Consider the following 11644-nt stretch of genomic DNA (forward strand, 5'->3'; position numbering starts at 1 on the left):
TGAAAGTTCGCTCTAGAAAAAACAAATACTTGCGAGCGTAACTGTCGAACTCGGGAGATCAGGGGCCTTCGCAACGTCGACGTGCCGGCCACTATGCAGGAGGCGGCCTGGGCCGTGGTGTTGTCGATCGAGGAGGCAGTGGCACGCGACCCGGCGCTCGCCGCCCGGATCGACGAGGCCCGCAGCCGCCAGCCGAAAGACTGTTCATTCAGTTGCGAGCTGGACTTCTGACCGGAAAAAGCCACCCCCGGGCTGCGCACCCCCTCTCACCGGCAGCCACCCAAATAGACAGGATCCCAACGCGTGCGTATTCCACGAGAACTTCTTGCCCAGTGGCAAAGCCAGGCCGACCCACACGCACTGAGTGACGGCTTGATCGAGGCACGCGACTACGCCGAGCTGCAGCGTCAGGACGCACAGATCCGCCTCTGGCTGCCCGACCCGGCCCGGATCGGCCTTGAGGAGATCTGCGCGCGCATGGGCGTGTCGATGACGGTTTACCTCACCGAGTTTTTCGCCACTTACCTCTTCGGCGTCCACGAAATGTTGAAGATGCGCGACCAGGGCAAGGGACTTTACGCCAAACACAACAGCGACGACGGCGGCACCGATGGCAGGGCAGAGGAAGCAGACGCGGCAGCGGTGCCCGACCCCGCAGCCGAAGAAAACGACCCGGAGTTCGACAATCCCGAGTTCGACGACCCGGTGCCGGAGATGGGCAAGAACATCTTCGCGCTGAAGATCTTCCTGCCGCACACAATCAAACTCGGGCTACAGCAGCGGGCAAATGTCGCGCGGGTGCCGCTTGGGCGTTTCATGCGATCGATGATCTGCGCCCACCTCTTTGGGCGGAACGTGGGGGTGAAGGCGTTGCTCGGACACCCTGGGGAAGAAAGGACATGATCATGAAGGTCTCACTGCACGGATCAGGATCATTGTGCATCCGCCGCATACTCGATCTCCGGCAGCACAAGTTCCCAAGTTCGGGATCTCAACTTGGCCTGCTCCTGAGCGCCGTCTTTCGCGTGGCGCGCGAGCATGGCAGCAACGCGGACCGCAACAATTCTGCCCGAGGGTGGTTGGAACTTTGATGACATTCGCCCAACGGCCACCCCGGCGGCGTTGGCAAGTTCCCAGCCTCCCTCGTCGCGTGGCCGTAAAGTGAGCGGATCGCCGATGTCGAGTGCCGCCAGCGCACGGTGAATGGGCGCTTTCGGGGCAAAGTAGCCAGGCCATGAGAGCACGATCTTCTCGGGATCCGCGCGCCATATGCGATTTGCCATGCCGCACTCTGATGCCATCGCGGCTGACCTTGACCGCAAGGTCAGCCCATCCGCGTCGCGAACGAAGGGGTGCGGGCCCCCAAGACGCTCGCATATGGTGAGCGACTTGCGCGCCCGCGTCATCCCGACGTAGAAGAGCCGTCGCTCATCGTCCCCTCTACCCAGCCAGCCGCCGCTATCGAGGATCAGGACATGGTCGAATTCCAGGCCCTTGGCCCGGTGCGCAGTCATGAGCACCATTGGTGCGTTGGGTCGGAAATCCCCGGTTGCCTTGCCGCCAGCGCCGAAGTCATAGAGCGCTTCGACGAGATCGTCCGCGACCAATTCGGCATCGGAGGCTGATGAGTCGATGTCCTCGATGAACTGCGCAAGCACAGCACGCTGTGGGTGAGCAATCCGACTGTCCGTCGAGATCTTGAAGCGTAAGCGAAACCAACGCCCAAGCGCCCCCGCACGGACCAGCACACGTCGCCGCGGTGCACGGCGATCTTGCCCGCGAAGCAACGCAAGGAGCGCATTCCCTTCACGCAGGGTGTGCAGGCTGAGTTGGCCGGTGTCACTCAGCATCTGAACCGGAACGCCACGAATACGACATAAGGCGGACAGGTGTTCGAGATCCTCCCAGCGGCGAGCGATCACTGCGAAACGGCCCCACTGCCCCGCTTCATCATGTGCCAGTAGGTCATGCAGGCGCTGAAGTTCGTTCAACGCGATTTGGGCTTCCTGGCCGGGATCATTCGGCACTTCGAGCACATGAACGCGACCGGCTGCGAGCGGATCGCGCTCGGCCTGCTCTCCACCATCTGCATGGTCGCGACGCGCGTGGTTCACACGGATAGCCTGTCCCGACTTCATCCGATCGCGTGCGCGCTCGATCACCCGGTTTGCAGAATCGATGATGTGGCGTGACGAACGGTAGTTCTCGACCAGCGTGTAGCGACGTGCCGCATAGTCGGTCTCGAACTGGCGGATGTAGCGCACGCTGGCACCATCGAAGGCATAGATGTTCTGGTCGTCATCGCCGACCACCATCAGCGAAACGCGATCTTCCTCGGTTTTGAGGCTTCGCCCTGCAACCGCGCTGATGAGATCGTAGTGATCGCCGTTGATGTCCTGGTACTCATCCACCAAGAGGAAACGCAGCCCAGCAAGCACCCGGTCGCGAAGGATGGACGGACCGAGGTCGGCGTCCTCGCCTTTTTCAGTGGCGCTTAGGTAGCGCGTAGCCTTGCGAATCACCTCGCCAAAATCTACCGCTTCGCCATGTTCGAGCGCGACCGCATAGCTTGTCCCGGTCAGTCTCATCGCCAAGCCGTGCAGAGTCTGCACCGTGACGCCAGCCGCATCGGCGCCTACGAGCGCCCAAAGGCGACGGCGGATCTCATTCGCGGCCGAGCGGTTGTAGGCGAGCACCATGATCGCAGCGGGAAGCACCATGCTTTCGCGCAGTAGCCAAGCCACGCGATGAACGATCACCCGCGTCTTGCCCGAACCGGGGCCGGCAAGCACAAGGTGGTTGCCTTCGAGTGGTGCGGCGACGATGGCCTGCTGCTCAGGATTGGCAAGTTCGGTGAGGATGCGACGATGGGCCGCTTCAGTCGTCGCCATCTCAAGCACGTCCTTGCGCCCGGCGAAGTAGCGTCGCACGAACTCGGCGCGGTCCAGGCTGAAATAGTCGACGATGAAGCCCATCGCCGCCTGGATCTTGCGCGCTGCGAGCTTGGCGTATTCAGCCATGACATGGACCTGAATGATCTTGTCCTTGTAATGGAGAGCGAGTTCCCGGTAGTCCCGTTCGTTAAACCGACGCAGTCGTGCGTGAGGGTTGAGTTCGATGCGCATGGCCGACCGGAACACCGCTTTACCGCGCGCCAGGTGCAGCACCTCGTTGGCGTCGAGATACAGCAAGGCAGCAGCCAGCGCTGCGTCCCACTTCGACACGTCGAGGTCAGCGAGCGTGGTGTCACTTTGCAGCGCGATTTCGAGCTCGCCCTGCTTACTGGTGACCAGCAGCGTGTTGCCTTGTCGGCGACGCTGAAACTCGGCAACGAGTGCCCGGGCCAGCCGCATACGGCGCGCCCGAATGGTGTCGATAGCTCGCCAGTCGCGGAGCAGCTTGAGGTAGCGGGTCTCCGTCGTGTGCGGACGTAATGCAAAAAATCCTCGGTTGCCCGGCCCTTCGCCGAAAGGCTCCGCAAAGGACTTCAACAAACGCGTGAGCCGTTCCGGGTCGAAGTCGACGTGGGCGTCACGTCTCAGGGTATCGCACAGGTGGCGTACGTTCAGCGGCTGCCAGCCCTCGTCGGCAGCGTCTGGCGCCGCTACTCGCAGGTTTGCGACAAGGGCGTTCTCCAGCAGAGCCAGTTCATCCAGCCGTTGTGCCGTATCCGGATCACGGTAGAAGGTGACACCAATCTCGGTGTCGTTCGATAGCAGTTTCCAGCGGTCGAGTTCGCGCAGCATGTGCTGGAGCGTTCTCGAGTCCTGACCCGTTGCCAACATCAGCTCGTCGGTGGACACCCCCTCGTCATCCTCCGCCTGAATGAGGATGCCAAGAATCCGCAGATAGGGCTGGATGTCGGTGTTGGGGCCAAGCTTCTTTTCCAGAATCGCGCGCGCCTCATCCTCGCTCGCCACCAGCAAGCTACCGGGGAACACGTTGGTGCGATTTTCGTGACGCTCAAGTATCTGCGCTTCCTCGAGCCAGGCAACCGCGATGCGCACCTTCGTATCGGCGTCGCTCGCGTCTGGGTCGATACGGTGTGCGTCAGGGATCTCAAGCAGGATCTCGCCGCTGGTCACCACCACCTCGCCATCGCTACGATCTTTGCGCTGGATGGTGCGCAGCGCCTTCAGGATGGCCCCGATGTCATGCTGAGTGAGTCGGGAGTTCTTCAGAAGGCGAAACTGAACGTCCAGGTCCGCTTCGTCATAGAGCAGGATGCAGCGCGCCGGAGCCTGGTCGCGTCCGGCACGACCGGCTTCCTGCAGATAGTTCTCCAGCGAACCTGGCGTATCAAGGTGGATCACCAGGCGAACGTCCGGCTTGTCCACCCCCATGCCGAAAGCGTTGGTCGCAGCGATCACGCGTAGGGTACCCGCGAGAAACGCCTCCTGTACCATGCGCTTGTCAGTGGGCAGCATACCGCCATGGAAATGGCCGCAGGCCAGTCCAGCCTCTTTTAGGAATTGAGCAAGCTCCTCGACCGTCTTCTGGCGGGCGCAGAACACGATAGCGCCACCGTCTTCGCGCAGGGCGTCCTGCAATAGTCGCAACACCTCGCCGTATTTGGCCTGAACCGGGACGGAGCGGACCTCATAGTTCAGGTTCGCCCGGCTGACTCCGCCTTCCAGCCGGTCAAGGCTGAAACCGAGTCGCTTCTCGAAATGCGAGCAGATGTCGGCCACGACGTCCGGTTTGGCTGTGGCGGTGAAGCAAAAGACCGGTGAGGGCTTGTCTTTTTGCCTCGCTTTGATGAAGCGTGACACGTACAGGTAGTCAGGACGAAAGTCGTGTCCCCATTTGGACAAACAGTGGGCCTCGTCAAACACCCAGGCACCTACCTCACGATGCTTGAGTGCGTTTGCGAATGCCGTGCTGCGAAACTGCTCGGGCGCGACAAAAATCAGCCCCAGATCGCCCAGGCGCAATTTGTCGAGCATCGCCCGGCGCTCCAGGGGGTTGAGCAGGTTATTGAGATAACCCGCACAGGTGACACCGCGGGCCTCCAGGTTGTCTACCTGATCCTTCATCAAGGACTGCAAGGGCGAGATCACCACCGTCAGGCTGCCGTTACGGTAGTAGCGCGCCAGTGCTGGCAGTTGAAAGCACAGCGACTTTCCTCCACCGGTCGGCAGGATGGCCAAGGTAGGCCGTCCGGCAAAGCCGTTCTCAACGATCGCACGCTGCAGGGAGCGACCGTCCGGTGTGGCGGGCGTGGAACGGAAGCGGGTAATTCCGGGAAAGTAGCGCGACAGGAGCGCTTCTAGATCGTGCTGTTCCCGACACCAGGAGCACGCGGGGTCAGCACACGGGGAGTCGCGTAGGATGGCGATCGCCTCGCGCACCCGAGGGAAACTCAGGCTCACCCAAGGTGGTAAAACCGAATTACCACCCGCCACACCCAGCCATGCCAGCACGTACGCCAATGGCTTGTGCCAATCCGGATTGGTCAGGAATTGGTCGACCACCTGTCGTTGCCCGGTGATACACACCTTGCTACGCGTCATACGCTCCCAAGCGGCGCGGGCGTCAGCTAGCGAAGGCCTGAGTGCGCGGCGTAGGGAGGCAAACAGGTTGGCCACCCCTTTCCCGTCCTCCGTGGCGAGCAGGAAATGAAGGCACAAGGCCTCATCAGGGTGATCGGTGACGCGCAAGCGCAGCGCCTCGCTCTGGTCGAGAAATAGCGCGTAGGCCAACTCTGCATCGCGTACCGGATCGTTACGCGTCGTCGTGCACAGCTTGTAGTCCTTCACCAAGCGGTGATACGGGTTCTGCGGAAACGCGACGGGGGAAAGCTCGAGCGTGTCGATCAGTGGCAAGCGATGCAAAGCCAGCCCGGGGTGCAGGGCCGCCAAGGCCGGCTGATCAAACGCGACGACGTTGTGCCCAAGCACGAAGGCCGCACCTGCGGTGATCGCGTCGAGCTTAGTCGCAAGGTCTGATGCACTGCCTTTCAGCTTGAGACGCGCATCCAAATCGGGTCGATATGCACCGATCTCGCGGAGCACCATACGATCCTGACGCGCTGTTTCGATGTCGAGGCACAGACACCGGGCACGCGGTAGATCTGCCATTGCTAAGGATTCTTGGGGACAGTTTGCAGGATTGTAATTGACATCCGCATGTGGTCAGCTATTGCGCACCCAAGGCGCACCGATCCTCCTTGTTGGGTCCGAATCTTCACTACACCGCGACTTCCCCGATCGTCTCTGTCTAGATGTGGCTCGGAGGGGCGGTCATTCGGCCATGGCTTTCCACAGAGCATCTCGGGCGTCGGAATAGAACTGGATGTCGATCTTGGTCGCCATGTCGTCGGACAAGTCAACCAACTGGCGCCGACACGCCACCGGCATCAGCAGCGACGCCGCACCTTTCTCAACGGCGATCTCGGCAATCGTGACCGCGTTGTGGACAGGTTTGATCGAACCCCCGAGGTTGATCTCGCCGACGATGATCAAGCCACCACGCACGCTTCGCTTCAACAGAGACGTGCTTTGGGGTCAGTTCCAGTGTTCAGTACGCATCGTCATGGATCACTCGAAAAGACTCGACTGCTTGACGATGTAGCCCGCCGGCTTCTTCTGCTTTTCGATTACTCCCTGGTCGACCAGTCGTTGTAGCCATGCTTTCGCTTGAGCGGTCGTTATGTCGAGGGCCGCCGCGACTTCGGCGTCCTTCATGGGAACATGGAGTAGCTGCGTGATCACTTCTCGGACAGCCGCAAACAGGGCGTCCGAGGGTGTTACGGGTGGCGTCTGGCCGGCTGCATCAGGCGAAAGCTCAGGCGAGCGAGAAGGAGCTGTGGTTGCTTCTGGTGTAGGCGCGGCGGATTCGTGGCTCGGTTCCCCGACAGAGGGTCGAGATTCCGCACTCTGCGCCTCGAATGCCGGTGGCGCTTCGGTAGCTGGTTGCGTCGTAGAGGTCGCCTCCGTCGTTCCACTTTCCGGAAACAGGGCAAGGCCGGGCTGCGGAGGTTGTGCCGGAGATGATCCTCCGCTGTTGAAAACGGTTTGAAGTCCGTCGATGTCATGAGGGTTCGGCCAGAGCACCGCGCCTTTTGCACGAAGCGCATCCAGTCCGGCTGAGGAGGTGCCAGTCGATCGTACGTAAACGGGTACGAATTTCAGTTTGTCGAGTTGCTCTGTCGCGCCTGCCCAAGTGCCTCCCTTGTTCAGATCTGAGCTGACGACGAGGGATGCATCCGCTAGTGCGTAGATCAGCTTGTTACGCTGCATTGCGTTGCCGACGTTGAACCCTGCGCTTGGGTCGTAGGGGGAGATCAACACGAGCTGGCCATCGATCAAGCGGTTGCGGTGCTCCCGTTTCATGGCGGTCTTTTCGAGACTGTCGGCGAGGACTCCGCTGACCTTGCCCCCAGCCTCGAGGGCTCCACGCATCGCCGACTGATCGATACCCCTTGCTCCACCGGACACGATGGTCCGCCCTGCCTGTGCGACCAGCCGGCCAACAGCCAGGGTGTAGTCGATCAATGGATCGTCGACGTGACGAGAACCAACGACAGCGAGCCCTCCCGTCTCCAACAGGGTCATGTCACCGCAGCCGTAGATCACTGCGGGGGCGTCCTCCCGCAAGCGCGCCTTCAAGCGGCGGGGATACTCGGCATCTGCGCGGCTAACAACCCAAATTGCACGTGCCTGCCAGTGCTCAATGACCTGGCTCAGGAGGAAACCGCGACCCAGCAAGCGCTGCAGCCTGGGCGCTTCGATCACCGGCTGGCACGCATGGATTAGATCGTTCGCATCTGGCGACAAGAGGTCGGCAGGTTGGCGCTGAATCTCTCGCAGGTGGCGGGCCAGGCGCTTGTATTCGCCTGGCGTCAGAAGTTCGGGCGACGATGCGCCTTTTCCGGCGATCAGTGGGGCGGTTAGCAGCAGGATCGCCTGGGTGTTGGGGGAGAGCGACGGCATCATTCGTCGTTCCCCGTTTGTGAGAGCGCCATCGGGAAGACGTCGCCGCTCCCGTTCTTGCGCAGAAGCCACGCGGACACGGTGAGTGTCCAGCGGGAGTCCACCATGTCATCGACAAGGATCACCGGCCCTGTTGGCACGGGCTGACCATTAAGTGCAAGGGAGCCGTCGATATTTCGCGCCTGCTGAGTGCTGTTTGCCATTGTCTTCTGTTCGGGTCTGTCATCGGTCTTGGCGATGACCATATGAAACGGCAGGCCTAGCGCTGCAGCCAAGCGCTTCGCAAAGTTGGGAACGAGGTCTGGGTGGCGCAGCGAGGGAACGCAGGTCACCCAGGTCGGCTTCGGCTGGGGATTCCACTCATGCACCATGCCAACGCAAGCACCAACCAAGTCGTCTGAGAACCTGCCGTCGTGATATTTGCCTTGGCGCACCAGGCCTCCCCATCCGGCGTCTCCCCATACGCAGAGCGCCTTTCCTGGGCGGGGTTGGTGGGCTGGCGCAATGTTTCCTCTGACGCCATATTGCGGCATGCCACCACCTGGCCACTGCTTGCGTGGGTCAATCGGAAGGCTGGTCCGCTGAAGGAATGCGATGGCGTCCCGAATGACTGATTCATTGATGGAGGTTGGCAGCGGGGGAAGTGTGGGCGTCGTTACCTGAAGTGGGTCGCCATCCAGTGCGCTGATCAGAAACCCCATGTGCGCGCCGAACGGAAGGCGGACGTACTCTTCCATCTGCCGATGCTCGTCGCGGCGCAAGGCTGTGAGTCGTTCGGCGCGTGCCCAGAACCCTTCGTTCAGAGTGGCTGCGGTGAGCTGCCATTTGGTGCCCTGCTTGGCGATGGGCGCTGGCGCTTCGAGGGAGAGCAGGGCGATCGTCTTTTCAATGCGACCCTTGCTCAGATTGACCCGGCTGAGAAGTTCGGGGACGGACAGGCCGTTTTCTACTTCCTCTAGGGCACCCAAGACTTCGGCGACCTCTTGGCGCGTCGGGAAGGCGCTGCGTATGAACCAGTCGGTGATGTCGGATTCTTCCTGGCCGCTGAGGAGCACGCCGTAGGCGGAGTCCAGTGCGCGTCCGGCCCGTCCGACCTGCTGGTAATACGCGACGACCGAGCCTGGCATCTGATAGTGGATGACGAATGCCAGATCGGGCTTGTCGTAGCCCATCCCCAACGCGGTGGTTGCAACCAACGCTTTGACTTCATTGTTGAGCAACGCTTGTTCAAGCTCTTCTCTACGGTCGCCGGTCTCGCCTGTATAAGCTTCGACGTTGAAGCCCCGACTCTTGAGCCAATCGGCCACCTGATTGGCATCGCGTACCGTCAGCGTGTAGATGATGCCGTGGCCCTGCAGGGTGGTCAGTCGCTCGGCCAACCACGCAAGGCGCTCGGCCTGGCTTGGCAGGCGGATGGTCTGCAGGGTGAGAGAGCTCCGATTCAAGTCGCCGCGCGATACATCCAGCTTCGGGCCAAGCACGGCACCCAGATCTTCCATCACGCGGTTGTTTGCGGTCGCAGTCGTTGCGAGCAGCCGAAGGTTCGGTGGAAGCGTTCTGACAATACGCTCCAACAAACGATAGTGCGGGCGGAAGTCGTGGCCCCAGTCGGAGATGCAGTGCGCCTCGTCGATCACGAGCATCGAAATCTGTGCTGCGATTCCAGCCAATACTTGAGTACGAAACCGCTCGTTCGCCAGGCGCTCGGGCGAGATCAAGAGGATATCGACTGCCCCACGGGCAAGCAGCGCCTCTATCTGAGTCCAGTCATCGACGTTGTCGGAGTTGATGGTCGCCGCTCGGACACCCATGCGCTCGGCCGCCGCGATCTGATTTCGCATCAGAGCCAATAACGGGGAAATCAACAGGGCGGGACCATTCCCCGCCTCGCGCAAGAGCTTCGTCGCAATGAAGTAGACGAAGCTCTTTCCCCATCCCGTCTTCTGGACCACCAGGAGGCGGCCACGCCCTTCGACGATGTGGCGAATCGCATCCTCTTGGCCATCACGGAATCTTGCGTCCACACGGCCAGAGCCGGTTTGAAGAAGGTCGAGTGCGCGGTTTGCGTCGTAAGCCACGCTATTACTCCCCCTTGTCATGGTCGGGCGAGCGGTAGCCCGGCGCCAGCAGCGCGTTCTTGACGCCATAGAGCGCCAGGTGATTTCGCAGCCAGAGCCTGAACTCGTAGCCGCGAAGGCTGTGGTCCGGCGAGCAGTCGACGCTCCATTTGCGCAAGATGTACCCAGCGGTCGCGGCACGCAGCTTCATCCGCAGTACGCCATCGCGCATGCCGTAGTCCATTCTGGTGATCTCCGGCCGGGGTTGATCCGGGTGCGGGACGAGCTCGAGCTCGACGATCCGCGTCCACTGGATGTCTTGGTTGCTCACTTCGTGGGCTGCCACTGGCTGCCCCTTGTGCACGATGGGGCGTCTGATTCGCGTGATGACGAAATCCCGGAATTCCTGGGACTTCCGGTCGAAGGCGCGGACGTGCCAGCGCAGGCCGTTGTCGATCAGCGCGAAGGGGACGATCTCCCGCTCGGTGCGGCCACTCGAGATGGAGTGGTACTCGATGCCGAGCGGACACTCCTGGTGGATCGCACGGGTCACGCTCGCAAGGACGTCCAGATCCGGATGGGTGAGCCGCGACGGGCTGTCGCTGGCGACCCACGCCTTGAGCTGCATCGGCTCACCGTCGCCAAAGCCTTTGGTCAGCCATGACAGTACCCGCTCTGGGGGAAAGTCGAAGACCGGCCGAAAGTTCGACCCCAGGACGTAGGACTTGCCCTTTGAGTCGTAGTCGATGTTGCCGGGAACCAGCTCTCGGTACAGCGCTAGATCCCTGGATGCGGCGGCGGACTGGATGCCAAACCGCGCGACCAAATCCTGGCGGCGTATCTCCCCGATGAAGCGCACACGCAACTCCACAAACGCGAGCCGATCGCGTTGTGGCTGGGTCAACTCTGCAAGCTGTTCGCTAGACATCCAGGCTCGTTTGCTTGGGTTGGTGAATATTTATATGTGCTACCATGCGAGTGTATGGTCTGCTCTACCATTTGTCTATATACGCATAATAGTACGTTTATCCGTCGCATAAAGATGCGGTTTATCGAGACCCCTGCGTGGGCTGCGACTACCAGGGGTTGAACCAGCGAGAGCCGTCGTGAAGACCGAACAGATTACGCCCGAGATGCCCTTTGTCTGGCCAGAACCACGCGTGAGCGCAGGAATGGTCTCCTATTCGTCCGAATTGCCGTTCGAGGGCGCAGTTCGGTCAGCGGCAACGGTCTTCGGCGTTATCTCGGCCGTCGACAGCCGGGCGATCAACTGGATGGAGGGCTTTTTAGCCGACCAGGCTGAGTCGCAGCTGCGCGTAGTTTTCAGCATTCACCCCACATGCAGAACGACTGAAGCAGACCTTCAGGAAGTGATGCGCCTGGTCGATCGGCACGGTGCCCGGGCTGCGTTCAGGCTGTATCCGGAGAAATTTCTCACCGATCGTTCGTCGAACCTGCTCTGTCGCTGTGGCGTCGATGCCGGAGCTGATCTTGCCAGGGTTTACGAGAGAGCCTCTCTTGGAAAACACCTCACCTGGGCAGGGCAGGAAAAACTCAAGAAGCCCCCGCAGCCACGTTGGACTGCGGGGGCTGATGGGCTGCGCGTGCGATCACGCCGGCTGGCTTCGTTCTCCCCGAACGCGCTCACATTCC

Annotated in this window: 8 protein-coding genes; 3 read left to right on the forward strand and 5 right to left on the reverse strand. The window is 61.3% G+C overall.

Annotated elements, in window-relative coordinates; genetic code table 11:
• Window positions 1-81 precede the first annotated feature (81 nt).
• Both ACUH78_RS17900 and ACUH78_RS17905 read left to right on the forward strand, forming a co-directional pair.
• Window positions 82-231 (forward strand): hypothetical protein, encoded by a 150-nt coding sequence (locus tag ACUH78_RS17900; RefSeq protein ID WP_445334299.1) that lies wholly within the window; start codon window positions 82-84, stop codon window positions 229-231.
• A 72-nt stretch (window positions 232-303) separates the two neighbouring features.
• Window positions 304-903, forward strand: a complete 600-nt coding sequence (locus tag ACUH78_RS17905) for a hypothetical protein (RefSeq protein WP_445334300.1) — start codon at window positions 304-306, stop codon at window positions 901-903.
• A 29-nt stretch (window positions 904-932) separates the two neighbouring features.
• Here the strand turns inward: ACUH78_RS17905 and ACUH78_RS17910 are convergent, their stop codons facing one another.
• The 5 genes from ACUH78_RS17910 to ACUH78_RS17930 all read right to left on the reverse strand — a co-directional run bounded on the left by ACUH78_RS17910 (window position 933) and on the right by ACUH78_RS17930 (window position 10919).
• Window positions 933-6080: a RecQ family ATP-dependent DNA helicase gene (locus ACUH78_RS17910; protein ID WP_445334301.1), complete on the reverse strand. Its 5148-nt coding sequence runs from the start codon at window positions 6078-6080 to the stop codon at window positions 933-935.
• Between the two features lie 162 nt (window positions 6081-6242).
• The gene (locus ACUH78_RS17915; RefSeq protein ID WP_510497585.1) at window positions 6243-6464 is read right to left on the reverse strand and encodes a hypothetical protein; all 222 of its coding nucleotides are present in this window, start codon (window positions 6462-6464) and stop codon (window positions 6243-6245) included.
• A 75-nt stretch (window positions 6465-6539) separates the two neighbouring features.
• On the reverse strand, window positions 6540-7937 hold the full coding sequence (locus tag ACUH78_RS17920) for a DNA-processing protein DprA (RefSeq protein ID WP_445334303.1): 1398 nt from the start codon (window positions 7935-7937) through the stop codon (window positions 6540-6542).
• On the reverse strand, window positions 7934-10012 hold the full coding sequence (locus tag ACUH78_RS17925; protein ID WP_445334304.1) for a RecQ family ATP-dependent DNA helicase: 2079 nt from the start codon (window positions 10010-10012) through the stop codon (window positions 7934-7936). The genes ACUH78_RS17920 and ACUH78_RS17925 overlap by 4 nt, the downstream gene beginning before the upstream one ends.
• A gap of 4 nt (window positions 10013-10016) precedes the next feature.
• On the reverse strand, window positions 10017-10919 hold the full coding sequence (locus ACUH78_RS17930; RefSeq protein WP_445334305.1) for a BrxR family transcriptional regulator: 903 nt from the start codon (window positions 10917-10919) through the stop codon (window positions 10017-10019).
• A 178-nt stretch (window positions 10920-11097) separates the two neighbouring features.
• Between ACUH78_RS17930 and ACUH78_RS17935 the strand changes: the two genes are divergently transcribed.
• Window positions 11098-11644: hypothetical protein (locus ACUH78_RS17935; RefSeq protein WP_510497586.1), on the forward strand; the 547-nt coding region annotated here is incomplete at its 3' end.

Source organism: Thauera sp. ZXT1-4, from assembly GCF_052598215.2.